The organism is Arenivirga flava, from assembly GCF_030161575.1.
GTDB classification, from domain to species: domain Bacteria; phylum Actinomycetota; class Actinomycetes; order Actinomycetales; family Microbacteriaceae; genus Arenivirga; species Arenivirga flava.
The window spans coordinates 1,616,005-1,641,216 of the sequence record NZ_BSUL01000001.1 but is presented as its reverse complement, the minus strand read 5'-3'; the positions used below and the strand labels follow the sequence as shown (position 1 = coordinate 1,641,216).

Genomic DNA, 25,212 nt, shown 5'->3' with positions numbered 1-25,212 from the left:
GTTACTCGCCGATGTTGTCGGCGAGGATGCCGATCGCGCGCAGGTGCATCGCCGCGGCCTCCGGGCCCAGCGCCTCGCCGACGCGGTCGACGAGGAACTCCACCAGGATCGAGTGGGGCACGCGGGTGCGGCGCACCAGCTCGTCGCGGAAGCCCTGCTGCACCGGGCCGACGACGAGCCGCACGTCGGCGAGCTCGGCGATCGGGGAGCGGGCGAACGAGGTGATCAGCACCAGCGAGCCCTGCGACTCGGCGACCGCTCGCGCTGCCGCGAGGCTCGACTGCGTCGCGCCCGATCCGCTCACCAGGAGGGCGACGTCCCCGTCGCGTAGCTGCACCGCGGCGATCTGCTGGCTGATCGGATCGAGCAGGTACTCCGCGGTGCGTCCGATCCCGGTGAGCCGCATGGAGAGGTCCTCGGCGATGGTCGCGGAGAGCCCCGAGCCGAAGACGAGCACCCGCGGGGCGGCGGCGACGAGCTCGACCGCCCGCTGCATCGACGCCTCGTCGAGCGTCGAGGCGAGGCGGTGCAGGCCGGAGGCCAGCTCCTCGACGTCCGCGCGGAGGCGGCCGAGCATCCCCTCGCCGACCGTGCGCGGTGCCGGGACCGAGCGCGCCAGCTCCTTGGTGAGCGCGAGCCGCAGCTGCGTGTAGCCGGCGTAGCCCAGGCTCTGACTGGCGCGGATCACGGTGGTGCGGGCGACGCCGATGCGCTCGGCCAGCTCCTGCGCGGTCAGTTCGACGAGCGTCGCCGGTTGCGCGGCGATCGCATCGGCGACGCGGCGCTCGCTGGGCAGCATGGTCGATCGGTGCGCGGCGATGCGCACCGTCGGCGGGGCGTCCTGCGGGGCGGACCAGGTCACGGCGTCCTCCACGGTGGGGTCTCTCGGGTGAGCCGAGTGTAACCGCGGGCTCGACGGCGCCCGTACGGTGGAGGCATGGCCACCCCCGACTTCATCCTCTCGCTGCGCTCGCGGATCGGCACCGAGCTGCTCTGGCTCAGCGGCGTCACCGCGGTGGTGCTGCGCGAGGGCGGCGGAGGCACCGAGGTGCTGCTGGTGCGCCGCAGCGACAACGGCGCCTGGACGCCGGTGACGGGCATCATCGACCCGGGCGAGCAACCGGCGGTCGCCGCCGCGCGCGAGGTGCTCGAGGAGGCCGGCGTCGTGGCCGAGGCCGAGCGGCTCGCCTGGGTCAACACCCTGCCGCCGATGACCTACGGCAACGGCGACGAGTCGCAGTACCTCGACCTCGTGTTCCGGTTCCGCTGGGTGTCGGGCGAACCGCATCCGGTCGACGGCGAGAACACCGAGGCGCGCTTCTTCGCGCTCGACGCGCTGCCGCCGATGAGCGAGGGGATGCTCGCGCGACTGCGCTCGGCCCTGCCGGAGCGCGGCGAGGCCCGCTTCGAGACCGCCTGAACGACGGACCTCCAGCACCGTTCTCGAGCGGGACCGCCTGAACGACGGATGCCCCGCTCCCTCGGGAGCGGGGCATCCGGTCGTGCCGTGGCCGGTTCAGTCGGTGCCGCGCACCTTCGCGATGCCGCGCATCAGGTGGTACACGCCGATGGCGGCGATCGTGCCGAGGGCGATGCCGTTGAAGGTGAGCGAACCCGACGACCAGATGTAGTTGCCGGCGCCCACGATGAGCGCGGTGCCCGCCGTGAACTGGTTGACGGGCTTGGCGAAATCGACCCCGTTGTCGGTCCAGATCTTGATGCCGATGATGCCGATGAGGCCGTACAGCGCGGTGGTGACGCCGCCGAGCACGCCGGCGGGGATCGAGTTGATGACCTCGCCGACGACGGGGGAGAGCGAGAGCAGCACCGCGACGATGCCGGCCACCCAGTAGGCGGCGGTCGAGTAGACGCGGGTTGCGGCCATGACGCCGATGTTCTCGCCGTAGGTGGTGGTGCCCGAGCCGCCGCCGCTGCCGGCGATGACGGTGGCGACGCCGTCGGCGATGAGCGCGCGGCCGGTGAGCCTGTTGACGGCCGGGTCGGTCATCTGGCCGACGCCGCGGATGTGGCCGACGTTCTCGGCGACGAGCACGAGCACCACGGGCAGGAACGCGGGCAGAACGGCCCAGACCTCGGGCGTCGCGAAGGGGTTCGTCGGGAACGCCAGCGGCGGCAGGCCGAGCGGCGCGGCCTCGGACACCCTCGTGAAGTCGATCTCGCCCTGGATCAGCGCGGCGACGTAGCCGACGATCACGCCGATGAAGATGGACAGACGGCCCAGGATGCCCTTGAACAGCACCGCGCTGATCACGACGGCGGCGAGGGTGATCACGGCCGTGAGGGGCGCCTTCGCGAAGTTGTCGAACGCCGCCGGCGCGAGGTTGAAGCCGATGAGCGCGACGATGGCGCCGGCGACGACCGGCGGCATGAGCGCGTCGATCCAGCCCGTGCCGGTGAGCTGCACCACCGCCCCGACGAGGGCGAGGCTGAGCCCCACCACGACGATGCCGAACAGCGCGCTGCCGGTGCCCTGCTCCGCCACGGCGGCCTGGATGGGCGCGATGAAGGCGAACGAGGAGCCCAGGTAGCTGGGCAGCCGGTTCTTCGTGATCAGCAGGAAGAGGATCGTGCCGACACCCGAGAAGAGCAGGGTCGTCGTGGGCTCGAAGCCGGTGAGCGCTGGCACGAGGAAGGTCGCGCCGAACATGGCGACCACGTGCTGCGCGCCGAGGCCGATCGTGCGGGGCCAGCTGAGGCGCTCGCTCGGGGCGACGATCGCGCCGGGGGCGACGGTCTTGCCGTCGGCGTGCTGGGTCCAGGGCAGGGGCATCTTACGGGTTCCTCACTGAGGGGGAGCGGGGAGGGATGGGGCCGGGTCGAGCGTACCGGGATCGCCGCCCCGGCTCCGCATCCGCCTAAGCTGTTCCGGTTCCACCCCGCAACACGTGAGGACCCCCGTGGCCGCCAGCACCCCCATCCGCTCCCGACTCGACCGCTTCTTCTCGATCACGGAGCGCGGCTCCTCGATCGGCAACGAGCTGCGCGGCGGCCTGGTCACCTTCGTGGCCATGGCCTACATCGTCGTGCTCAACCCGATCATCCTGTCGGGCGGTGTCGACATCGAGGGAACCCAGCTCGGCTTCACGCAGCTGGCCGCCGTCACCTCGCTCGTCGCCGGCGTCATGACGATCCTGTTCGGCCTCGTGGCGCGCCTGCCGTTCGCCTTCGCGGCGGGTCTCGGCATCAACTCGTTCCTGGCCGTCACGGTCGTGGGCGAGGTCACCTGGGCCGAGGCGATGGGCCTCGTGCTCATCAACGGCCTCGTCATCGTGCTGCTCGCGGCCACCGGCCTGCGCCGCGCCATCTTCACCGCGGTGCCGCAGCAGCTCAAGGTGGCCATCTCGGTCGGCATCGGCGTGTTCATCGCCTTCATCGGCCTGGTCAACGCCGGCTTCGTGCGGGCGACGGGGCTCGGCTCGCCGCCCGTCGACCTCGGCATCGACGGCTCGGTGGCGACCGTCCCGACCCTGGTCTTCGTGATCGCCCTGCTCGTCACGGGCGTGCTGGTGGCCCGCAGGGTGCGCGGCGCCCTGCTCATCGGCATCGTCGCGAGCACGATCCTCGCGATCGTCGCCGAGGCGGTCTTCCAGGTCGGTGCCTCGAACGGCGGCGAGAACGCGGCCGGCTGGAACCTCAACGTGCCCGTGCTGCCGACCCAGGTCGTCAGCCTGCCCGACCTGTCGCTGCTCGGTCAGGTCTCCTTCGGCTCCTTCGAGCGCATCGGCGCCCTCGCCGCGCTCATGCTCGTCTTCACCCTCGTCTTCACGAACTTCTTCGACGCGATGGGCACCTTCACCGGCCTGTCGAAGGAGGCGGGGCTGGCGGATGCGAAGGGCGAGTTCCCGCGGCTGCGCTCGGCCCTCGTGGTCGAGGGCATCGGCGCCGTCGCCGGCGGTGCCGCGAGCGCGAGCTCGAACACCGTGTTCGTCGAGTCGGGCGCCGGCGTCGGCGAGGGGGCCCGCACCGGCCTGGCGAACCTCGTGACCGGCGCGCTCTTCCTCGTCGCGCTGTTCTTCACGCCGCTGACCCAGATGGTGCCCTCCGAGGTCGCGTCCGCCGCGCTGGTCGTGGTCGGCGCGATGATGATCGCGCAGATCCGCGACGTCGACTGGAGCGACTTCTCGGTGTCGCTGCCGGTCTTCCTCACCGTCATCGTCATGCCGCTGACCTACTCGATCGCGAACGGCATCGGCGCGGGCTTCGTGTCGTGGGTCGTGCTGCGCGCGCTCTCGGGCAAGGCCCGCGAGGTCAAGCCGCTGCTCTGGGTCGTGGCGGCGGGCTTCGTGCTCTACTTCGCCCGCGGACCGGTGGAGACGCTCATCGGCATGTAGCCGGGCCGCGCTCGTCCCTCCGCCGGCGGGCCGCGCCGTTCAGCTCCGGCGCCGGCGGGCCGGCGGGCGGAACATCGCCAGGGGGCGGGCCGAGGGGAGGCCGCCGACGACCGCGCCGTGGCCGAAGCCGAAGTTCTGGAAGAAGCGGCGGTCGGCGTCGGAGCGCGAGTACAGGTAGCCCGGCACGCCCTGCTCGTCGAGCTGGGAGAGCTTGGTGCCGAGCAGCGCCGACGCGACCCGACCGCGGCGGGCCTCGGGCAGGACGCCCACGAAGGGCAGGTACCAGTGCTCGTCGACGGGCCGGTGCCGCTGCAGCGCGCGCTGCACGCGGAGGGCGCGCAGCGCGTTCCCCGCGCCGAGCGCGCGCACGAGCCCGGAGAGGTAGGGCAGCAGGGCGGGCATCTCGCCCTCGTGCCCGACCGGCATGTACTGCCACACGCTGACGCCGAGGATCCTGCCCTCGTGGCCGCGGGCCACCGTGACCTCGAGCCGGTCGTTCGCGGTCGCCCGCAGGAGGGTGTCGAAGTAGCGCCAGAGCCGACGGTCGCGGTGCGGGTGCGGGCCGATCATGTCGCGATGCACCGGATCGTCGGCGAAGGCCACGGCCAGCACCGCGGCGATCTCCTCGAAGTCCTCGCGCGAGGCCGTCTCGATGCGCACGCTCAGCGGCGCGCGACGCAGGTCCGGTCGCTCGGCGGCATCGGTCATGGGGTTCCTCCGGGGGATCGGGTGGGGACACCGTAGCGGAACGCGGCGACCGGAAGGTGCCGCCGAGCGGCTCAGCGCCGCCGGCGGGCCGGCGGCCGGAACATGCCGACGGGTCGCGCATGGTCGAGGCCCTGGATGAGGGCCCCCGGCACGAAGCCGAGCCGCTCGAAGAACCGCCGGTCGTGCACGGTCGACGACTCGACGTAGGCGTCCTCCTGCGCGTCGTCGATCGCATCCAACCGCGACTGCACGAGGGCCGTGCCCACGCCGGCGTCGCGGTTCGCGCCGAGCACGCCGACCGCTGACAGGAACCAGTGCGTGTCGAGCGGGCGGTGCCGCTCGAGCACCTTCTGCACTCGGTACGGGGGGATCACTCCGAGCGGACCGAGCGCGCGGAGGTAGCGGGGCGCGAGGGCGAGCTGCTCGCCGAAGCGGCTGTCGCGGCCGACCCGGTTCACCGCCCAGGTGGCGGCCCCGATGACCGTGCCGTCGTCGCGGCGGGCGACATCGATCGTGCGCTCCGACCCGGTGTACGTGAGCACGTAGGCTTCGAAGAAGCCGCGCAGCGCCTCGGCGCGTCCCTGACGTGGCGGGACGACGTCGAGGAAGACCGGATCGGTCTCCATGGCGGTCGCGAGCAGCGCGGCCACCTCGTGCAGGTCGCGACGGGTCGCGGTCTCGATGCGGATGGGCACGGCCGGCTCAGCCGTCTCGCCGGCTGCGGATGGGGGAGCGCTCTCGGTGCGGAAGCGCGGACGTCGGCGTCATGGAGTCGGGTCTCCTCGGGGTGGTGCTGCGACGCTACACCCGAAGGGCGCCGGTGCGCGGTCGCTGCGGAGCGGGGGACGCCGGGGTCACACGTGGCTCCGCCGCGGCGGCCCGCCCTCGGCATCGACCGCCGCATCCGCCCGCATCCGTCCGCTCAGGTGCTGACGCACCGCCTGGAACTGCCAGATCGCAGCGTCGTCGGGCACCAGGCTACCGTCGGCGGAGGGCGCGGCGGCGGGTTCGTCGAGCTGCCGCACCTCCTGATGCAGCCGCTCCATCGTGGCGTCGAGCCGGCTCGCGGTCAGCGCGGCCTCGGTGAGGTCGTCGAGCAGCGCCTGGGGCACCTGCCTGTCGTACTTGTAGTAGATCTTGTGCTCGAGGCTGGCCCAGAAGTCCATGGCGATGGTGCGGATCTGCACCTCGACCAGCACCTGCACGGGACCCTTCGACAGGAACACCGGCACCGACAGCACCACGTGCAGGCTCTTGTAGCCGTTCTCCTTGGGCTCGGCGATGTAGTCCTTCACCGAGACCACGGTGATGTCGCTCTGCTGGGTCAGCAGCTCGAAGACGCGGTAGGTGTCCGAGACGAAGCTGCAGGTGATCCGCACGCCGGCGATGTCGTGGATCGCCGCGCGGATGCCCTCGAAGGTGGGCTCGACGCCCTTGCGCTGCACCTTCGCGATGATGCTCTCGGGGCTCTTCAGGCGCGATCCCACGTGCTCGATCGGGTTGTAGTCGTGCCGCAGCCCGAACTCCTCCCGCAGGATGCCCACCTTGGTGAGGATCTCGTCAATGCCGAACTTGTACTCGAGCATGAACGCCGTGAACTCGTCGCGCAGCCGGGTGATCTCGCCCACCACCTGCGGGTCGACGGCGACGGGCGCCGCGGCGCGCACGAGATCTCGGGGAGGGCGGTCGATGTCCACCCCAGGAGCGTAGGGCGAACGGCCTGGACGGCCGGTCGGAGGTCGCCCTGGATGCTCCCCCGTCGCCGACGCGCGGCGCACGTGGGAGAGTGGAGGGATGCCCTCCCGCCTCAGCGACTCCGTGAGCCCGTACCTGCGGGCCCACGCCGACCAGCCCGTCGACTGGTGGCCGTGGGGCGCGGAGGCCTTCGCCGAGGCGGCCCGCCGCGACCTGCCGGTGCTCGTCTCGATCGGCTACGCCACCTGCCACTGGTGCCACGTCATGGCTCGCGAGAGCTTCGCCGACCCGGCGCTCGCCGAGTACCTCAACGCGCGCTTCGTCGCCGTCAAGGTCGACCGCGAGGAGCACCCCGACGTCGACGCGAGCTACCTCGCCGCGGCCGGGGCCTTCACCGATCACCTCGGCTGGCCGCTCAACGCCTTCGCGACGCCGGACGGCCGTCCGTTCTACGCGGGCACCTATTCGCCGCCGCAGCCGGTGGGCTCGCATCCGTCGTTCCGACAGGTGCTCGAGGCGGTCCACGACGCGTGGACCGAGCGGAGGGACGAGGTGCGCGCCAACGCCGCCGGCATCGCGGGGGCGCTCGCCGCTTCCGCCGCGCCGGAGCCCTCGCCGCTGCCGACCCGCGAGCAGCTGACCGTCGCCGTGCGCGACCTCGCCGCGCAGGAGGACCGCGAGTTCGGCGGCTTCGGCACGGCGCCGAAGTTCCCCTCCGTGCCCGCGCTGCAGTTCCTGCTCGAGCGCGGCTCGACCGGCGACGCCGAGGCGCTCGCCCTGGCCGAGCGCGGCCTGCTCGCCATGGCCGACTCCCCGCTGCGCGACCCGGTCGAGGGCGGCTTCTTCCGGTACGCGACGCAGCGCGACTGGGGCGAGCCGCACTACGAGCGGATGCTCACCGACAACGCCCTGCTGCTGCAGGCGTTCGCCGCGGTCGGGCAGCTCAACGGCGCCGCGGTGATGCCGCTGGCGCTGGGCGTCGCCGAGTTCCTCATCCGCTCGCTGCAGCGGCCGGACGGCGGCTTCGGCAGCGCGCAGGACAGCGAGAGCCCGGTCGACGGCGTGCGCAGCGAGGGCGGCTACTACGCGCTCGACGCCGCGGCCCGGGCGACCCAGCCGCAGCCGGCGGTCGACGGCAAGGTGCTCGCCGGCTGGAACGGGCTGGCGATCGCCGCGCTGGCGCAGGCGGGCTCGCTCTGGCAGCGGCCGGGATGGCTCGTCGCCGCCCGGCAGGCCGCCGACCACCTGCTCGAGCTGCACGTGCTGCCGGACGGACGCCTGGTGCGGGCGAGCCTCGACGGCGAGCCGTCGGACGCGGTCGCGACCCTCGAGGACCACGGGCTGCTGGCCACCGGACTGCTGCGCCTGGCGACCGCGGTCGGCGAGCCGCGCTACGCGCGTGCGGCGCTGCGGCTGCTCGACGCCTGCCTGGTGCCCGGCGGCCTGCCGGTCGCGCCGGGCGGTGCCGACCCGGTGCTCGCCGCCGCCGGCGTCGCCCTGCCGGCCGATCCCTCGGAGGGCGCCTACCCGTCCGGGCTCAGCGCGATCGCCGATGCCGCGCTGCTCGCCCACCAGCTCACCGGCCGCGCCGAGTACCGCGCCGCGGCGGAGGCCGTGGTGGCGTGCTTCGGCCAGGCGGCGCTGCAGCGTCCGCTCGCCTCCGGCGCCATGCTCGCGGTCGCGGCGCGCCTCGCCGAGCCGAGCCTGCAGCTGGTCGTCACCGAGGCGGATGCGGCCACCGCGCCGGCGGCGATGGCCGGACTGGGGCGCGCGTGGCACCGCGCCGGCGTCGTCGTCGTCGTGCAACCGGAGGGTCGGATGCGCGCCCTGGCGGAGGCGGGCCTCGCACTGCTCGAGCACCGGCCGGCGCAGGACGGCCGTGCCACCGCCTACCTCTGCCGCGACCTCGTCTGCGCCCTGCCGACGACCGATCCCGAGGCGCTCGCGGACGCGCTCGGCGCGCTGCGCTGACCGCCCGCCCGATCAGGGGCGCGCGACCGTGAAGCCCTGCGGCGCCGAGCGCTCGAGCTCCTCGACGAGCAGCTCGCCGAACCGAGCCTGCCGCGCCACGTCGATGCGCGAGGTCGGGCCGGTGACGCTGACCGCCACCGGCGGCCCTGCGGGCGCACGAGCGCGACGCCCACGCAGCAGATGCCGGCCTCGTTCTCCTCGCGCTCGATGGCCCAGCCGAGGCGCCGGGCGTCGCCGACGGCTGCGCGGAAGCGCGGCAGCTCCTCGTCCGGTGCGTCGCCGAGGTAGGCGTCGAGGCCCTCGTCCTGCACCCGCTCGGCGGCCATGATCGCCCGGCCGAGCGCGGTCGTCGCGACCGGGGCGTGCCGGCCGATCCGCGACCACACGCGCATCGCGCGATCCGGCTCGACCTTGTCGAGGTAGAGCACCGACCGTCCGTCGAGCACGCCGAGGTGCACGAGCTCCTCCGTGCGCTCGCAGATCCTGAGCAGCGCCGTGCGGAAGAGGGCGGGCAGGTTCTGCCCGCGCTGGAAGCGCTCGACGAGCGCGCCCGGGCGGGAGCCGAGCCGGTAGCGCTGGTCGCCGGCCTGCTCGGCGAAGCCGCGGTGCCGCAGCGCCTGCAGCGCGCGGTGCACCGACGTCTTGGTGTAGCCGGAGGCCGTGGCCAGGGCAGCGAGCGTGACGCCGTCGGAGCCCGCCTCGGCGAGCAGCTCGATCACGTGCAGCGCCTTGTCGACGCTGCCGACGGGGGAGGCCCCGGAGTGCTCGATCGTCATCGGCGACGTCCCCTCTCGTGGCATCGGCGGCAGCGCCGTGCTACCGTGGTCCGCATAGCGACACTAGCGTTGCGCGATGCGGAACGCAACCGTGATGACACGGTGTCGAACAGCGACGACGGCGCGCGGACCGCGCACCCGATCAGGAGCGGCAATGGAGCGACTCACCGCCGGGACCACCCCGGCAGGCACCCTCATCGGCGCATCGGCGCCCGACGGCACCGGCATCGTCCACCTCGGCCTGGGCAGCTTCCACCGCGCCCACCTCGCGGTGCACACCGCGCGAGCCCTCGCGGTCGAGCAGGGCGAGTGGGGCATCCACGGCTTCGCCAACCGGTCGGCGCGCGTCGTCGAGGCGCTGCAGGCGCAGGACCACCGCTACGCCGTGCTGCAGCTCTCGCAGGAGGGCACGAGCGCGGGGGTCGTCGACGTGCACCGCGCGACGGGGGTGCTGGCGCAGGAGCCGCGGGCGTTCATCCGCTCGCTCACCCGGCCGGAGCACCGCATCCTCAGCCTCACCGTCTCCGAGGTCGGCTACAGCCTGGCGGTCGGCGGCGGCCTCGACCTCGACGACCCGGGCATCCGCGCCGACCTCGCCGCGCCGCACGAGCCGCGCACGGCGATCGGGCTCATCGCGCGCGGCCTCGTGGAGCGCTCGGCGTCCGGCGCGCCCATCACCGTGCTCTCCTGCGACAACCTGCAGTCCTCCGGCCGCACCACGGAGCGCGCGGTCACCGACTTCCTGCAGGCGAGCGGAGCGGATGCGGATGCGCTGCGCTACGTCGCCCGCCACGTCGCCTTCCCGAACGCGATGGTCGACCGCATCGTGCCCGCGACGACGCCGCAGACGGTCGCCGACGTCGAGCGCCTGCTCGGCGTGCACGACGCCGCGCCGGTGCCCGCCGAGGCCTTCTCGATGTGGGTGCTGGAGGACCGCTTCGCGGCCGGTCGCCCCGCCTGGCACGCCGCGGGCGCGACCATGAGCGACGAGGTCGAGGCCTACGAGCTCGTGAAGCTGCGGCTGCTCAACGGATCGCACTCGCTCATCGCCTACCTCGGCGGGCTCTCCGGTGCGCCGACGATCGTCGAGTCGTTCGCCCAGCCGTGGGTGCGCGATGCCGTGCTCGAGCTCATCCGACGCGACTACCTGCCCACGATCACCCTGCCCGAGGGCCTCGACGTCGAGGACTACGTCGCCTCCCTCATCGCCCGCTGGTCGAACGCCCCGCTGCGCGACCTCACCGCACGCGTGGGCTCGGGCGGGTCGACCAAGCTGCTCCAGCGCGTGCCCGAGCCGGCCGCGCAGACCCTCGACGCAGGGCGCACGCCGCACCTGCTCGCCCTCACCACCGCGGCCTGGATCGCCTGCGTCGCCCCGCCCGCGGGCCTCGAACCCGGCCCCGTCGCCGCCGAGATGGTCGAGCCGGCGCGCGAGCAGCTCGCGGCGGCGACCCGGGGCGCGGTCACCGCCCGGGAGCACGCGCTCGCCGCGCTCGACGCCGGTGTGCTGCCGGCATCGCTCGCGGCTCGCGCTCCCTTCCGGGAGCGCGTCGCCGAGCTCGTCGAGATCATCGCGCGCCACGGGGCGCGCGCAGCAGCGGAGGAGGCGCTCCGAGCGAGCGCGGAGGAGGCACGTTGAAGCAGCTCGCCATCCACGCGGCGGAGGACATCCGCTGGGAGGACCGACCCCTGCCCGAGCCGCGCGACGGCGAGGTGCGCCTGCGCGTGCGCTACGTCGGCATCTGCGGCTCCGACCTGCACTACTACTTCCACGGCGCCAACGGCGAGTACACGATCCGCGAGCCGCTCACCCCCGGGCACGAGCTCTCGGCGGTCGTCGACCTCGATCCCTCGGGCGAGCTCGCCGCGGGCACGCCGGTGACGGTGCATCCCGCGCGCTTCGGGCCGTCCGTCGCGGGGCTGGAGGCGCATCCGCACCTCCGACCCGGTGGCGACTACCTCGGCAGCGCCGCCGCCGACCCGCACCGTCAGGGTGCGGCGGCGGAGCAGGTGATCGTCGAGCGCGCCATGGTGCGCGTGCTGCCCGAGTCGCTGCCGCTGCCGCGGGCCGCGCTCGCCGAGCCGCTCGCCGTCGCCCTGCACGCGGTGTCGCTGGCCGGCGACGTCGCGGGTCGCCGCGTGCTCGTGCTGGGCGCGGGGCCGATCGGCCTGCTCGTCGTGGCCGCGCTGCGCCGAGCCGGCGCCGGCGCGATCGCCGTCGCCGACCTGCGCCGCGAGGCGCTCGACCGGGCTCGCACGCAGGGAGCGGACGAGCTGCTCGTCGTCGGCGAGGACGCCGTGGCCGACACGGCCTTCGACATCGTGCTCGAGTGCTCGGGCGCCGCCCCGGCGCTGACCCAGGCGGTGCGTTCGGCGGCGCGCACCGGGGTCATCGTGCAGGTCGGCATGCTGCCGAACGAGGCCGTCCCCGTGAACCTCGCGCCCATGCTCGCGAAGGAGCTGCAGCTGCGCGGCGCCTTCCGGTTCTCCGACGAGATCGACGACGCCGTCGCCATGCTCGCCGAGACGCCCGCGCTCGACGCGGTCATCACCCACACCCTGCCGGCGCAGGACGCCGCGGCGGCCTTCGCGACCGCGCGCGACGCATCCGTCTCCGGCAAGGTCCTGCTCGAACTCTGACCCCACCCCACGCCACCCCGCACTGCATCACCTGACGAAGGAGTCCCCCATGACCGCATCGGCACGGGCCGCGCAGCCGGATCCGACCACCAAGCGCTCGATGCGCGATCTCGTGCGCGCCGCGATCTCCGGCTGGCTCGGCACGGCGCTCGAGTTCATGGACTACCAGCTCTACTCGCTGGCCGCGGCGCTCGTCTTCGCCGACCTGTTCTTCTCGAGCGAGAACCCCGCCGTCGCGGTGGTCGCCTCGATGGCGACCTACGGCGTCGGCTACGTCGCCCGTCCAGTCGGCGCGTTTTTCTTCGCCCGGCTCGGCGACCGCACCGGCCGCAAGAAGGTGCTGTTCTACACGATCCTGCTCATGGGCGCCGCCACGACCCTCATCGGCGTGCTGCCCACCTACGCGCAGGTCGGCGTGCTCGCGCCCATCCTGCTGGTCATCCTGCGCCTCGCCCAGGGCTTCGGTGCCGGCGCGGAGATCTCCGGCGCCGGCGTGATGCTGGCCGAGTACGCTCCGGCGCGCCGCCGCGGCATCATCGCCTCGCTCGTCGCGCTCGGCACTAACTGCGGCACCCTGCTCGCCTCCGCGATCTGGGCGGTGCTGCTGGTGACCTTCAGCGAGCAGGAGGTCATCGACTGGGCATGGCGCATCCCGTTCCTCGCCAGCGCCGTCATCATGCTCTTCGCGGTCTGGGTGCGGGCCAACCTCAAGGAGAGCCCGGTCTTCGAGGAGCGCGACGACGTCGTCGACGGCGCCGCGCTCACCAAGGAGCAGATCGTCATCCGGGCGACCGAGCAGGGCGATCAGCGCACGCTCGACGCGCTGAACCGCAAGCCGATCAAGGCGTTCGTCGTGGCCCTGCTGCTGCGCTTCGGCCAGGCCGGCAACTCCGGCATGATCCAGACCTACCTGATCTCGTACCTCACGGTCGTGCTGCTGCTCGACCGCTCGATCGGCGCCAACGTCGTCATCGTCTCGTCGCTCGTCGCGTTCATCACGGTGCCGCTGTCGGGCCTGCTCGGCGACCGCTTCGGCCGGCGCACGATGTACATCGTCTGGACGGTCGTCGCGCTGATCGCGATCTACCCGTCGATCCTCATGATCTCGACCGGCGACACCCCGCTGGTCTTCGCCGGGTACATCATCATCCACAACCTCGCCGTCATGACCCTGGCCTCGCTGGAGAACCTGACGCTGCCGGAGATCTTCGGCTCGCGGAACCGCTACACCTACACGGCGATGGCGCGCGAGATCGCGGCGATCATCGCCACCGGCATCGGCCCCGTGGTCGCAGCCGCCTGGGTGGCGGCGGTCACCGGCTCGTTCATCCCGATCGTCATCATGCTCGGCGTCTTCACCGTCTGCGCGCTCATCGCGGCGCTGTGGATGCCCGAGGTCGCCGGCCGCGACCTGACCGACCCGCGCGACGCCATGTGACCGGCTGAGCGGATCGAGCATCCGCCGGGCTCCTCCTCGACGAGGAGCCCGGCCCCACCCCATCCAGGAGCAACCATGAGCATCGAGCAGATCAGCGTCAACGTCACCAGCCCCGGCCGCAACTTCGTCACCCTCAAGATCGTCACGAGCGACGGCATCGTCGGCTGGGGCGACGCCACCCTCAACGGCCGCGAGCTCTCGGTGGCCTCCTACCTGCGCGACCACCTCGCGCCCATGCTCGTCGGGCGCGACGAGGAGCGCATCGAGGACACCTGGCAGTACCTCTACCGCGGCGCCTACTGGCGGCGCGGGCCGGTGACCATGAGCGCCATCGCCGCGGTCGACATGGCGTTGTGGGACATCAAGGCCAAGCGGGCCGGCGTGCCGCTCTACCAGCTGCTCGGCGGCGCGAGCCGCGACAGCCTGCGCACCTACTACCACGCCTCCGGCACCGACATCGCGGCGCTCAAGGACACCGTCACGGGCCTGGTGGAGGAGGGGTTCACCGCGGTGCGGGTGCAGACCGGCGTGCCCGGCCTCGGCCAGATCTACGGCGTCTCGTCGAACACCCCCGGCACGAAGTACAACTACGAGCCGGCGAAGCGCGCCGCCGACGGCAGCGGCGCCGTGCGGCCCTCGGAGGAGATCTGGGACACGCCCGCCTACCTGGCGCACGTGCCCGGCGTGTTCGAGGAGCTCCGGGGCGAGTTCGGCACCGGTCTGCGGCTGCTGCACGACGCGCACCACCGCATGTCGCCGATCGAGGCGGCCCGGTTGGCGAAGTCGCTCGAGCCCTACGGCCTGTTCTGGCTCGAGGACGTCACCCCGGCGGAGGACCAGACCGCCCTGCGCACGGTGCGCCAGCACTCGACCACGCCGCTCGCGATCGGCGAGATCTTCAACTCGGTGCACGACTACCAGACGCTCATCACGGAGCGCCTCATCGACTACGTGCGCTCGGCGGTCACCCACACCGGCGGCATCACGGCCACCCGCAAGCTGCTCGACTTCGCGGCGATCTACGGCATCCGCTCGGGCATGCACGGGCCGACCGACATCTCGCCGGTCGGCATGGCCGCCGCGATGCACCTCGGTCTCGCGATCCACAACTTCGGCATCCAGGAGTACATGCCGCACAACGACGACACCCTCGACGTGTTCCGCACCTCCTACCGCTTCGAGCGCGGCTTCCTGCACCCCGGCGACGCGCCGGGGCTCGGCGTCGAGCTCGACGAGGAGGCCGCGGCGCGCTTCGACTACACCGCCGCGTACCTGCCCGTGAACCGCCTGATCGACGGGACCGTCCATGACTGGTGAGCACCGCATCCCCGTCCCCGCCCGCACCGCCGAGGCGCGCCTGCTCGTCGTGGTGCGAGCGCCGAGCGCGGAGGCCTACGCGCCCGTGCTCGACGTGCTCGTCGAGCACGGCATCCGCAGCATCGAGCTGACCCTCACGACGCCGGGCACGCTGGAGGCGCTGCCCGCGCTCGTCGAGCGCTACGAGGGCGTCGACGTCGGCGTCGGCACCGTCCTGCGACCGGATGCGCTGCGGCGCGCGGTCGACGGCGGGGCCGCCTACCTGGTCACGCCGGTGACGGACTCGGGCCTCGTCGAGTCGGCCGTCGCATCCGGCACCGCCATCGTGCCGGGCGGCCTGACGCCCACCGAGCTCTTCGCCTCCTGGTCGCGCGGCGCGGCCGCGGTCAAGGTGTTCCCCGCCAGCCAGGTGAGCCCCGGGTACGTCAAGGACCTGCGCGGGCCGTTCCCCGGCATGCAGGTCGTGCCCTCCGGCGGCATCGACCTCGACGGCGCCGAGGCGTGGCTGCGCGCCGGCGCCGCGGCCGTCAGCGTGGGCGGGCCGCTGCTCGGCGACGCCTTCGCCGGTGGCGACCTCGGCGAGCTCGGCCGGCGCACCCGGGCCTTCGTCGAGCGCTGCGACGCGGTGCCGCGATGAGCGCACGCGTCGTCACCCTCGGCGAGACGATGGCGCTGCTGCGAGCGGATGCGGTCGGCTCGCTCGCCCACCTCGGCGCCCTGTCGATCGGGGTCGGCGGCTCGGAGAGCAACGTGGCCATCGGCCTGCGCCGCCTCGGCGTCGAGGCGACCTGGGTCGGTCGGGTCGGCGACGACAGCCTCGGCGTGCGGGTCGCTCGCGAACTCCGCGCCGAGGGCGTCGACGCGCGGGTGATCGTCGATGGAGGAGCCCGCACCGGCCTCATGCTCAAGGAGCGCCCGAGCGGCGACGCCACCTCCGTGCACTACTACCGCACCGGCTCCGCGGGCTCGCGCCTCGACGCCGACGACCTGCCCGCCGACGTCCTCGACGGCGCGGCGCTGCTGCACCTCACCGGCATCACACCGCTGCTCTCCGCCTCCTGCCTGGCGGTCGCGCACGCGGCCGTCGACCGCGCCCGCGCGGCCGGCGTGCCCGTGAGCTTCGACGTCAACCACCGCACCGCACTGGGCGCGGCGGATGCGGCGGGGCCGGTGCTGCGCGAGCTCGCCGAGCGAGCGGATGTGCTCATCGGCGGCGAGGAAGAGCTGCGGCTGGTCGGCGGCACCGGCGACGACGCGGCGGAGGTCGCGGCGTCGCTGGCGAGCCGCGGCCGTTCCGTGGTGGCGAAGCTGGGGGAGCGCGGCGCGCTCGCGATCGTGGACGGCCGACTCGCCCGGCACGACGGCTTCCGCGTCGCGGTCGTCGACACGGTCGGCGCCGGCGACGCGTTCGTCGCCGGCTACCTCAGCGCCCAGCTCGAGGGGCAGCCCGTCGAGGAGCGCCTGCGCCGCGGCAACGCCTGCGGTGCGCTGCTCTGCACCGTGCCGGGCGACTGGGAGTCGGCGCCGACCCTGCGCCAGGTGCAACGCTTCCTCGAGGCGGGGCGCGACCCGGTCTCGCGCTGAAAGCCGCACCCCGTACGGGTGCCACCAGCCGATAGGTTGGACGGACACCACGCGCCGGCCCGGTCCATCCGCCGGCGCTGCCGAACCAAGGGGGAACTGCATGGATCTGCTCGCAGCGGGAGGCATCGGCATCGCCGTGATCTTCGCCATCGGCGCGGCCGTCATCGCGCTCATCATCGTCATCGTCCTCATCCGGGCCTGGTACCGCGTGGCCAAGGCCGACGAGGCGCTGGTCATCGTCGGCAAGAGCCAGAAGAACGCGCAGGGCGACTCCTCGCGCATTACCGTCATCACCGGCGGCGGCGCGATCGTGAACCCCTGACGCAGCGCGCCGAGATGATCTCGCTGCGCGCCCGCCAGATCAAGATGGAGCCGACCGCGCAGTCGTCGACCGGCGTCACGGTGAACGTCAGCGGCGTCGCGCTCGTGAAGATCGGCTCCGACCCGGAGTCGGTGCGCCGCGCCGCCGAGCGCTTCGCCTCGCAGGACAAGGCGATCGAGCAGTTCACGACCGAACAGCTCGAGGGCGCGCTCCGCGGCGTCGTCGCGACCCTGACGGTCGAGGAGCTCATGCGCGACCGCCAGCGCCTGAGCGACCAGATCGCCGAGGGCATCAAGAACGACCTCTCGTCGCAGGGCCTCATCCTCGACTCGTTCCAGATCCAGGGCATCACCGACCAGAACAACTACATCTCCGCGCTCGGCGCCACCGAGGTCGAGCGCGTCAAGCGCGAGGCCGAGGTCGCCAAGATCAACGCCGACCGCGAGATCCGCGCCCGCCAGATCGCCACGGACGAGGCGAACCTCATCGAGCAGACCCAGCTCGACAAGAACAGCGCCGCGGCCAAGGCCGAGGTCGGCCGCGCGAACGCCGAGGCCGAGCAGGCGGAGGCGCTGGCCCGCGCCGAGCGGCAGCAGGCGGTGCTCGAGCAGGAGGCGCAGAACACGCAGGCCCGCCTCGAGTCCGAGGTCAGCCGCGTGGCCGACGCGAACCTCTACAAGAGCCAGAAGGATGCGGACGCGCAGGCGTACGCGCAGGTCAAGGCGGCTCAGGCGAGGGCCCAGATAGCCGAGCAGGAGGCGCAGGCCGTGCGCCTCAAGGCCGAGGCCGACGCCGAGGCCGTGCGCCTCGCCGGTGAGGCCCGCGCCGCGGCGATCAGCGCCGAGGCGGACGCGCTCGCGAAGAACCAGGAGGCGCTGCTCGCCCAGCGCGCCCTCGAGGCGCTCGTGCCGATGATGGCCGAGTTCGCGAAAGGCTACGACAAGGTCGGCAACGTCACGGTGCTCGGCGGGGAGGGGGCCAGCAGCCACCTTGCGTCCGAGTCCGCCACGGGCATGCGCTCGACCTTCGAGGCCGTCAAGGCCGCGACCGGCATCGACCTGGGCGCGATCATCCAGGGCCGCGCGGTCGGCGAGGGCATCGGCGGCGCGGTGAAGGCGAACTGGGCCCCGCCGGCCCCGCCCGCCCAGCGGGATGCGCCCGCATCCGCTCCGAAGCAGGCGCCGGCGACCGAGTAGCCGTCACCCGACGGGTTCCGCATCCCGCCCCGGCGCTGCGCACGGGCGGGATGCGGAGCCCGTCAGACGTCCCGCCAGCTGTGCCGGGGCTCGTAGCCGAGCTCGCGGCGGGCCTTCTCGATGGAGAGCAGCGTGTCGTTCACTCCGAGGTCGCCTCGCACGGGCACCTCCGGGAACTGCTCGGCCACGAGCTCGGCGTTCGGTCGGCTCATCACGGTGTCGGCGGCGGCGATGAGGTAGCGCTCGAAGCCGGGACGGCCCGCCTCGAGGGCCAGCTGCACGGCCTGTGCTCCGTCGCGCGCGTCGATGTAGCCCCACAGGTTCCAGCGCCGCACGCTCGCGTCGGCGTCGAACGAGGGGAACTCGGCGTAGTCCTCGGGGTTCATGACGTTCGAGAAGCGCAGCGCCGTGAGCGACAGCCCGGGGTTCCAGCGCACCAGCTCGATCGCCAGATGCTCCTCGAGGTGCTTCGAGAGCGAGTACGTGGACTCGGGCCGCGCCGGGTAGTCCTCGTCGACGGGGATGTAGGGCGGCGGCGTCTCGAGCGGCAGCCCCTGCAGCGTCTCGCTCGAGGCCGTGACGATCCGGTCGATGCCGAGGCGGGTCGCGGCCCACAGCACGTTGAAGGTGGCGGCGATGTTGTTCTGGAAGGTCGCGACGTCCGAGCGGATGCCCGGTGCCGGGATCGCCGCCAGGTGGACGACGGCGTCGAGGCCGTCATGCTGGTCCCCGACACCGCCGAGCGCGTCGATCACCTGCCCGTAGTCGGTCAGCTCCACCTGCACGAAGCCCGGCCCGCGCCGTCCCTGCACGTCGAGGCCGATCACCTCGTGGCCTGCGGCGCGGAGCTCCCGCGCCACGACCGTGCCCAGCTTGCCCGTCGATCCCGTCACTGCGATCCTCATGCGCCCAGTCAAGCATCCGGGGCGGCCGCTGCGAAGCACGAGGACGTCGCGCACGGGGATCAGGCAGGCGACGCCTCGAGCCGCCGGTCCCGGCGCGCCACGCGGGCTCGCGAGAACAGCGCGTCGACCGAGAGCGCGCCGCTGCCGGTCAGCGCGATCGCGAAGGAGGCGGCGGTCAGCAGCAGCGTGAACTCGATGCCGCCCTCGGCGGCGAAGAACCCGCCGGGCAGGTGCACGAGCAGCATGGCGACGAGCATGGCCACGCCGATCGCCGCTCCGGCGAGACGTGCGGCGAGGCCGACGATGAGCAGCGCGCCGCCGACGACCTCGGTCCAGGCCACGAGCGGTGCGGCGAGCTGCGGCAGGGGCACGCCCATCCCGGCGAAGCCCTGCGTGGTGCCCTCGATGCCGTTCGTCCAGATCTTCTGCCAGCCGTGGGCGATGGCGATGACGCCGACGGCGACGCGGAGCACGAGGAGGCCGGCGGATGCGGGGAGGTTGGGCATGGGGGAGCGCCTTCCGTAAGGAGTGGGGTGTCCGACGAATGCCGGCTATCTGCTTGAACGCTCCAGTATCGTGCCCCGCGGACGGGGGTCGTCGCATCCGCTCCCAGGCACCTCATAAGGTCGTCGCAGGTGCTTCGCCGGGCGAGGCACTCGGTGACCGCGCATCCGCTCGCCGGTACCGTGATCCTGTGAGCACCACCCCCGCCTACGTCCACGAGACCTTCCCCGCCGGCCTGCAGCAGGACGGCGCGCCCGACGAGCGCACCGAGGCCTGGATGCAGACCGTCGCCCAGGGCTTCAACGCCGAGGCGCCGACGGCCGCCGCATCGCGTCGGCGAGCGGCGTGGCTCGTCGAGGAGGGCGCCGTGCTGCGCGCCGTGCACCCCGTCGAGGGACGCGAGGGCGTCGATGGTCTCGGCCGCCCGGTGGCGACCTTCGTGCGCACCGAGGGCTCCGTCAACCTCGGCGGCCCCGAGCTCGTCCCGACGCGCATGATCACCTCGGTGACCGTGCGGCCGGCCCACCGCCGTCGCGGCATCCTGCGGGCGATGATGGAGGCGGAGCTGCAGGACGCGGTCGACGCCGGCGCCCCGCTCGCGCTGCTGACCGTCACCGAGGGCTCCATCTACCAGCGCTTCGGCTTCGGCACCGCCGTGCGCAGCCGCTCCGTGACGGTGGACACTGGCCCGCGCTTCGCCCTGCACCGGCAGCCCGCGGGGCGCGTCGAGTCCGTCGACGGCGCGTGGCTCGAGCCCCGCATCGGCGCGCTCTTCGAGCGCTTCCACGCGCGCACGATCGGCTCGGTGACCCGGCGGGCCGGGTGGTCGCGCTACTTCGTCGAGTCGGACGGCGAGACCCGCGCCCGCGGCGTGCGTGCCGCCGTGCACCTCGACGACGCCGGCGCGATCGACGGCTACGTCGCGTACACCGCCAAGGGCGAGTTCGAGGCGCGCGAGCTCGAGGTGCACGAGCTGGTCGCCGGCAGCGACGACGCCTACCTCGGCCTGTGGCAGCACCTCGCCGCGATCGATCTGGCGGCGACCGCGAGCCTGGAGGCCGCGCCGCTGAACGGGCCGCTGCAGTTCGCCCTCGTCGACCAGCGGGTCGTGCGCACGACCGAGGTCTACGACGACCTCTGGGCGCGCGTGCTCGACCCCGTCGCCGTGCTGCGTTCGCGCGGGTACGGACCGCTGGCCCGCGCGGCCGGACTCGAGCTGCGCCTGCGGGTGCGCGACGTGCTCGGGCACGCCGAGGGCGTGTTCGCCGTTCGTCCGCACGCGGACGGCGTCGACGCCGAGCGGGTGGAGGGCGGCGCGCAGCTCGAGCTCGACGTCAGCGATCTGGGCTCGCTGCTCTTCGGCAACGCGGCGACCACGCTGGCCGCCGCGGGCCGCATCGACGAACTCGAGCCCGGTGCCGTCGCACTGGCGGACGGGCTGTTCGCGGTGCCGGGCGGCGCCTACTTCCAGTCGCACTTCTGAGCGGCGGGGGAGCGCACGCGCGCAGCCCGCATCCGCTCGTGACGTGCCGCGCCGTTCCAGCCGGCGTCCTGTTCGCACCCAGCGGACATGCCGGGCGCATCCGGTGCGCGGGTGGCAGGCTGTCGGCATGACTGCGATTCCCAGCCCCACCATCCAGCTCAACTCCGGTCACGAGATCCCGCAGCTCGGCTTCGGCGTCTTCCAGGTCGACCCCGTCGAGACGCAGCGCATCGTCGCGGATGCGCTCGAGGTCGGCTACCGGCACCTCGACACCGCGAAGATCTACGGCAACGAGGCCGGCGTCGGCCGCGCCATCGCCGAGAGCGGCATCGCCCGCGACGAGCTCTTCGTCACCACCAAGCTCTGGAACGACGACCAGGGCGACCCCGAGGGCGCCTTCCAGCGCAGCCTCGACGAGCTCGGCCTCGAGCACGTCGACCTCTACCTGATCCACTGGCCCGTCGCCGAGCGCGGCACCTACGTCGACGCCTGGAAGGGCCTGCAGGCCATCGCCGAGAGCGGCCGCGCGCGCAGCGTCGGCGTCTCCAACTTCCAGACGAAGCACCTCGACGCGATCCTCGCCGAGGGCGGCATCGCGCCGGCCGTCAACCAGATCGAGCTGCACCCAGCGTTCCAGCAGCGCGAGCTGCGCGGCTACCTCGCGCCGAAGGGCATCCACGTCGAGAGCTGGGGCCCCCTCGGCCAGGGCAAGTACGACCTCGGCGAGCTGACCGGCTTCCAGGCGATCGCGGATGCGCACGGCAAGAGCGTGCAGCAGATCGCGATCCGCTGGCACCTGCAGGAGGGCCTCATCGTCTTCCCGAAGTCGAACTCCAAGGAGCGGATGGCGCAGAACGCCGACGTCTTCGACTTCGAGCTGTCGGCGGAGGAGATGGACGCCATCCGCTCGGCCGATCAGAACCGCCGCGTCGGCGGGCACCCTGACGAGATCAACTGACGCCGAGATCAACGAGTCCGCGCAGCGCGACGACGAGGGCCCGGGAGCGATGCTCCCGGGCCCTCCCTCGTTCGGGTCACACCATCGGTTCCGGCTGTGGCAAGGTGGTGGCAGCACCCCGGCGGCCACGACGATGTCGCCCCGACGTGAAGGACGTGCATGCGACGACGCATACCGCTCATCCTGTTCTCGGCAGCGAGCGCCGCCGTCTTCGGCCTGGCGGCCGTGGATGCGAGCGGAGGGGGTGCCGGCGCCACGCCCCGCACCGCGCTCACGCTCGTCGCCCCGGCGGCCCCCGGCGGCGGCTGGGACGCCTTCGCGCGTGAGGCGCAGCAGGTGATCCGCGACGAGGGCGCCTCGAGCACCGTGCAGGTCGTCAACGTGCCGGGCGCGGCCGGCACGATCGGGCTCGGCCAGGTCGCCCAGATGGGCGACCGGCACGACATCATGCTCGTCACCGGCACCGTGATGATCGGCGGCGTCGCGATGGCGACCTCGGGCGAGACGCTCGAGCACACGACGCCGATCGCCCGCATCGCCGACGACTACGCGGTGCTCGTGGTGCCCGCCGACTCCCCGTACGAGACCCTCGACGACTTCGTCGCGGCCTGGCAGGAGGACCCCGGGGGCACGGCCATCGCCGGCGGTTCGCTGGGCGGCATCGACCATCTGGTGGCGGGGCTCGCCGGCGCGGAGGTGGGGATCGATCCGCGCGACGTGAACTACATCGCCTACCCGGGTGGCGGCGAGGTGGTCTCCTCCATGCTCTCCAACTCGGCCGCGGCGGGCATCTCGGGGCTCAACGAGTTCCGCGACCAGATCGAGGTCGGCAACATCCGCGCACTGGCCGTCTCGGCGGAGGAGCCGCAGGAGGGCCTCGGCATCCCGACCTTCCGCGAGGCGGGCGTCGACGTGGCGATGTCGAACTGGCGCGGCCTCGTGGCGCCGCCGGACATCAGCGACGAGACGCGGGCCGAGCTCATCGCGATCGTCGAGGAGATGCAGGCCTCCGACGCCTGGCGCGCGACCCTCGACCGCAACAACTGGACCGACTCGATGCTCGTGGGGGACGAGTTCGGCGCCTTCCTCGAGGCGGAGAGCACCCGCATCGAGACGATCATCGAGGAGCTGGGCCTGTGACCGCCACCGAGCACGAGCGGGGAACCGGGAGCACCCAGGGCACGGATCGCAGCCGATGGCTCCGCCGCCGCGTCGAACTGGTCGTGCCCGTGGCGGTGCTGATCCTCGCCGTCGGCCTCGGTATCGGCACCGCGGCCATGGAGGTGCCGCCGAACACCGCGGCGCCCGGGCCGCGCTTCTTCCCGACCATCGTCGCGCTGCTGCTGGGCGTGCTCGCGGTCGCCTACGCGATCTCGGTGGTCCGCAATCCGCGCGAGCTCCCGGAGGACTCCCGTCCCGGCGAGCTCTCCGCCGACCTGCTCGAGGACCTGGGTCGGCTCGACGCCACGAGCGAGATCGGCGTCGTCGACCCGGAGCATCCGCGCGCCCGTGCAGCGGCCGCCGCCCGGGCCGCCGATGCGGCGATCGTGGAGCGGCCGGGGCTCGACTGGCGCAACCTGCTGCTGCTCGTCGGCGCGCTGGCCGGGTTCGTGCTGGTGCTCGAGCCGGTCGGATGGCTGCTGAGCTCGGCGGCCCTGTTCTGGACCGTCTGCCGCATCTTCGGCAGCCGCCGTCCGCTCTTCGACATCGGCGTATCCGCCCTCGTCGCCGGCACTGTGCAGCTCGCCTTCTCGGCGGGGCTCGGTCTGTCGCTGCCCTCGGGCATCTTCGAGGGGGTCTTCGCATGGATCAGCTGACCAGCCTGCTCGGCGGATTCAGCGTCGCGCTCGAGCCGATCAACCTGCTCTGGCTGCTGATCGGCGCCGTGCTCGGAACCGCGGTCGGGGTGCTGCCCGGCCTCGGCTCGGCCATGGCGGTGGCGCTGCTGCTGCCGGTCACGTTCGCCCTCGACCCGACCGGCGCGTTCATCATGTTCGCGAGCATCTACTTCGGCGGGTTGTTCGGCGACTCCACCGCGGGCATCCTGCTGAACACCCCCGGCAACTCCTCGGCGATCGCGACGACCTTCGAAGGGCACCGGATGGCGCGCGACGGCCGCGCGGCGAAGGCCCTCGGCACGAGCGCCATCGGTGCCTTCATCGGCGGCACCATCGCCACCACCGCGGTCGTCTTCCTCGCGCCCTACCTCGCCACCGTGGCCTCGCTGTTCGGCCCCGCCGAGTACTTCGCGCTCGCGGCCTTCGCCTTCGTGGCGATCTCGTCCGTGGTCGCGGAATCCGTGGTGCGCGGGCTCACCGCGCTCGGCCTGGGGCTCCTGATCACGCTCGTCGGCATCGACCAGGCGAGCGGCGCCCAGCGCTTCACCATGGGGGCGCCCGCGCTCTTCGATGGCATCTCGATCATCGTGGTGACGCTCGGGCTGCTCGCGATCGGCGAGGTGCTGTACGTCGGCTCCCGCATCCGCCGGGAGCGCTCGCGGACGGGCACCCTCGCGATCGGCGGGGGCTCGCCCTTCTTGCGCGGCGCCGAGTGGCGCAAGGCGCTGCCGGCCTTCCTGCGCGGCACCTCGTTCGGTCTGCCGTTCGGCGTGATCCCCGTGGGCGGATCGGAGGTGCCCACCTTCCTCGCGTACGGCACGGAGAAGCGGCTCGCGCAGCGCCGTCGCGACCCCGACTTCGGAACCCGAGGCGCGATCCAGGGCGTCGCCGGTCCCGAGGCGGCGGGCAACGCGACGGCCGGCACGGCGATGGGGGCGCTGCTCGCCCTCGGGCTGCCGACCTCGGCGACCGCGGCCATGATGCTCGCCGCGTTCCAGCAGTACGGCATGCAGCCGGGGCCGCTGCTCTTCGAGCGCAGCGCCGACCTCGTCTGGCCGCTCATCGCCAGCCTGTTCCTGGGGCTGGTGATCCTGCTCGTGCTGAACCTGCCGTTCGCGGCGGTCTGGGCCAAGCTGCTCGTCATCCCCCGTCACTACCTCTACGCGGGCATCACCGTGGTGGCCATGCTCGGCGTCTACGCGATCGCGTCGTCCACGCTCGACCTGTGGCTGCTGCTCGCGATCGGCGTCATCGGGGTGGTCATGCGTCGCTTCGAGATCCCGCTCGCACCCGTGCTCATCGCCGCGATCCTCGGCCCGCTCGCCGAGACGGAGCTGCGCCGGGCCCTCGCGGTCTCGGAGGGCGACCCCTCGGTGCTCGTCGGCTCGCCGATCACGGTGGTGCTCTACGCCGTCATGGCGGCCGCCGTCGCGATCAGCGCCGTGCAGCACCTGCGGCACGCGCGACGCGATGCGCGGCAGCGCGTCGGGGCCCGCTGAGCCGCGTGCACGAGCGAGGGCCCGTG

The 25,212-nt window shown here is 73.1% G+C and carries 22 protein-coding genes and 1 pseudogene; 15 read left to right on the top strand and 8 right to left on the bottom strand.

Translation table 11 applies throughout. The features are described from left to right. Position 1 precedes the first annotated feature (1 nt). Positions 2-862, bottom strand: a complete 861-nt coding sequence (locus QQK26_RS07935) for a MurR/RpiR family transcriptional regulator (protein ID WP_284231721.1) — start codon at positions 860-862, stop codon at positions 2-4. Between the two features lie 75 nt (positions 863-937). Here QQK26_RS07935 and QQK26_RS07930 point away from each other — a divergent pair, with 75 nt between their 5' ends. After that, positions 938-1,420: an NUDIX hydrolase gene (locus QQK26_RS07930; RefSeq protein ID WP_284231720.1), complete on the top strand. Its 483-nt coding sequence runs from the start codon at positions 938-940 to the stop codon at positions 1,418-1,420. A gap of 96 nt (positions 1,421-1,516) precedes the next feature. Here QQK26_RS07930 and QQK26_RS07925 read toward each other — a convergent pair whose 3' ends face one another. Beyond that, on the bottom strand, positions 1,517-2,791 hold the full coding sequence (locus QQK26_RS07925) for a uracil-xanthine permease family protein (RefSeq protein ID WP_284231719.1): 1,275 nt from the start codon (positions 2,789-2,791) through the stop codon (positions 1,517-1,519). A gap of 115 nt (positions 2,792-2,906) precedes the next feature. On the opposite strand from QQK26_RS07925, the gene QQK26_RS07920 reads away from it, so the two are divergent. Then, positions 2,907-4,352, top strand: coding sequence for an NCS2 family permease (locus tag QQK26_RS07920; protein WP_431307995.1), 1,446 nt, complete (start codon positions 2,907-2,909; stop codon positions 4,350-4,352). Between the two features lie 39 nt (positions 4,353-4,391). Here QQK26_RS07920 and QQK26_RS07915 read toward each other — a convergent pair whose 3' ends face one another. The 3 genes from QQK26_RS07915 to QQK26_RS07905 form a co-directional block, all read right to left on the bottom strand. Continuing rightward, positions 4,392-5,060 carry a hypothetical protein gene (locus tag QQK26_RS07915; protein WP_284231717.1) on the bottom strand — a complete coding sequence of 223 codons (669 nt, stop codon included), beginning with the start codon at positions 5,058-5,060 and terminating at the stop codon, positions 4,392-4,394. 71 nt (positions 5,061-5,131) lie between these two features. Then, a complete protein-coding gene (locus QQK26_RS07910) occupies positions 5,132-5,755 on the bottom strand; it encodes an N-acetyltransferase (RefSeq protein ID WP_284231716.1) in 624 nt (207 codons plus the stop codon). A 159-nt stretch (positions 5,756-5,914) separates the two neighbouring features. After that, complete coding sequence (locus QQK26_RS07905; protein ID WP_284234499.1) at positions 5,915-6,646, bottom strand: GTP pyrophosphokinase; 732 nt, start codon at positions 6,644-6,646, stop codon at positions 5,915-5,917. A gap of 208 nt (positions 6,647-6,854) precedes the next feature. On the opposite strand from QQK26_RS07905, the gene QQK26_RS07900 reads away from it, so the two are divergent. Next, a complete protein-coding gene (locus QQK26_RS07900; RefSeq protein WP_284231715.1) occupies positions 6,855-8,726 on the top strand; it encodes a thioredoxin domain-containing protein in 1,872 nt (623 codons plus the stop codon). Here QQK26_RS07900 and QQK26_RS07895 read toward each other — a convergent pair. Next, the gene (locus QQK26_RS07895; protein WP_284231714.1) at positions 8,645-9,502 is read right to left on the bottom strand and encodes an IclR family transcriptional regulator; all 858 of its coding nucleotides are present in this window, start codon (positions 9,500-9,502) and stop codon (positions 8,645-8,647) included. The two genes, QQK26_RS07900 and QQK26_RS07895, sit on opposite strands and share 82 nt — an antisense overlap. A gap of 154 nt (positions 9,503-9,656) precedes the next feature. Here QQK26_RS07895 and QQK26_RS07890 point away from each other — a divergent pair, with 154 nt between their 5' ends. The 7 genes and pseudogenes from QQK26_RS07890 to QQK26_RS07855 all read left to right on the top strand — a co-directional run bounded on the left by QQK26_RS07890 (position 9,657) and on the right by QQK26_RS07855 (position 17,999). Further along, positions 9,657-11,141, top strand: coding sequence for a mannitol dehydrogenase family protein (locus QQK26_RS07890; protein ID WP_284231713.1), 1,485 nt, complete (start codon positions 9,657-9,659; stop codon positions 11,139-11,141). Continuing rightward, entirely contained in the window at positions 11,138-12,142 is a 1,005-nt protein-coding gene (locus tag QQK26_RS07885; protein ID WP_284231712.1) for a zinc-binding dehydrogenase, read from the top strand. Before QQK26_RS07890 ends, QQK26_RS07885 begins: the two co-directional genes overlap by 4 nt. 49 nt (positions 12,143-12,191) lie before the next feature. Further along, positions 12,192-13,580 carry an MFS transporter gene (locus tag QQK26_RS07880; RefSeq protein WP_284231711.1) on the top strand — a complete coding sequence of 463 codons (1,389 nt, stop codon included), beginning with the start codon at positions 12,192-12,194 and terminating at the stop codon, positions 13,578-13,580. 75 nt (positions 13,581-13,655) lie between these two features. Then, positions 13,656-14,897, top strand: coding sequence for a D-mannonate dehydratase ManD (gene manD, locus QQK26_RS07875; protein ID WP_284231710.1), 1,242 nt, complete (start codon positions 13,656-13,658; stop codon positions 14,895-14,897). Continuing rightward, the gene (locus QQK26_RS07870) at positions 14,887-15,534 is read left to right on the top strand and encodes a bifunctional 4-hydroxy-2-oxoglutarate aldolase/2-dehydro-3-deoxy-phosphogluconate aldolase (protein ID WP_284231709.1); all 648 of its coding nucleotides are present in this window, start codon (positions 14,887-14,889) and stop codon (positions 15,532-15,534) included. Before manD ends, QQK26_RS07870 begins: the two co-directional genes overlap by 11 nt. Then, on the top strand, positions 15,531-16,481 hold the full coding sequence (locus tag QQK26_RS07865; RefSeq protein WP_284231708.1) for a sugar kinase: 951 nt from the start codon (positions 15,531-15,533) through the stop codon (positions 16,479-16,481). Before QQK26_RS07870 ends, QQK26_RS07865 begins: the two co-directional genes overlap by 4 nt. Positions 16,482-16,581: 100 nt before the next feature. Then, positions 16,582-17,999, top strand: a pseudogene (locus tag QQK26_RS07855) (SPFH domain-containing protein). Positions 18,000-18,061: 62 nt separating this feature from the next. On the opposite strand, the gene QQK26_RS07850 reads toward QQK26_RS07855, so the two are convergent. Both QQK26_RS07850 and QQK26_RS07845 read right to left on the bottom strand, forming a co-directional pair. Next, positions 18,062-18,904 carry an NAD-dependent epimerase/dehydratase family protein gene (locus QQK26_RS07850; protein ID WP_284231705.1) on the bottom strand — a complete coding sequence of 281 codons (843 nt, stop codon included), beginning with the start codon at positions 18,902-18,904 and terminating at the stop codon, positions 18,062-18,064. A gap of 59 nt (positions 18,905-18,963) precedes the next feature. After that, the gene (locus QQK26_RS07845; protein WP_284231704.1) at positions 18,964-19,410 is read right to left on the bottom strand and encodes a DoxX family protein; all 447 of its coding nucleotides are present in this window, start codon (positions 19,408-19,410) and stop codon (positions 18,964-18,966) included. Positions 19,411-19,598: 188 nt separating this feature from the next. Here QQK26_RS07845 and QQK26_RS07840 point away from each other — a divergent pair, with 188 nt between their 5' ends. The 5 genes from QQK26_RS07840 to QQK26_RS07820 all read left to right on the top strand — a co-directional run bounded on the left by QQK26_RS07840 (position 19,599) and on the right by QQK26_RS07820 (position 25,186). After that, on the top strand, positions 19,599-20,891 hold the full coding sequence (locus QQK26_RS07840; RefSeq protein ID WP_284231703.1) for a GNAT family N-acetyltransferase: 1,293 nt from the start codon (positions 19,599-19,601) through the stop codon (positions 20,889-20,891). Positions 20,892-21,027: 136 nt separating this feature from the next. Then, positions 21,028-21,849: an aldo/keto reductase gene (locus QQK26_RS07835; protein WP_284234497.1), complete on the top strand. Its 822-nt coding sequence runs from the start codon at positions 21,028-21,030 to the stop codon at positions 21,847-21,849. Between the two features lie 159 nt (positions 21,850-22,008). Next, positions 22,009-22,989 (top strand): Bug family tripartite tricarboxylate transporter substrate binding protein, encoded by a 981-nt coding sequence (locus QQK26_RS07830; RefSeq protein ID WP_284231702.1) that lies wholly within the window; start codon positions 22,009-22,011, stop codon positions 22,987-22,989. Continuing rightward, entirely contained in the window at positions 22,986-23,666 is a 681-nt protein-coding gene (locus QQK26_RS07825) for a tripartite tricarboxylate transporter TctB family protein (protein WP_284231701.1), read from the top strand. The genes QQK26_RS07830 and QQK26_RS07825 overlap by 4 nt, the downstream gene beginning before the upstream one ends. Further along, positions 23,654-25,186, top strand: a complete 1,533-nt coding sequence (locus QQK26_RS07820; protein ID WP_284231700.1) for a tripartite tricarboxylate transporter permease — start codon at positions 23,654-23,656, stop codon at positions 25,184-25,186. Before QQK26_RS07825 ends, QQK26_RS07820 begins: the two co-directional genes overlap by 13 nt. The last annotated feature ends 26 nt before the right edge of the window (positions 25,187-25,212 follow it).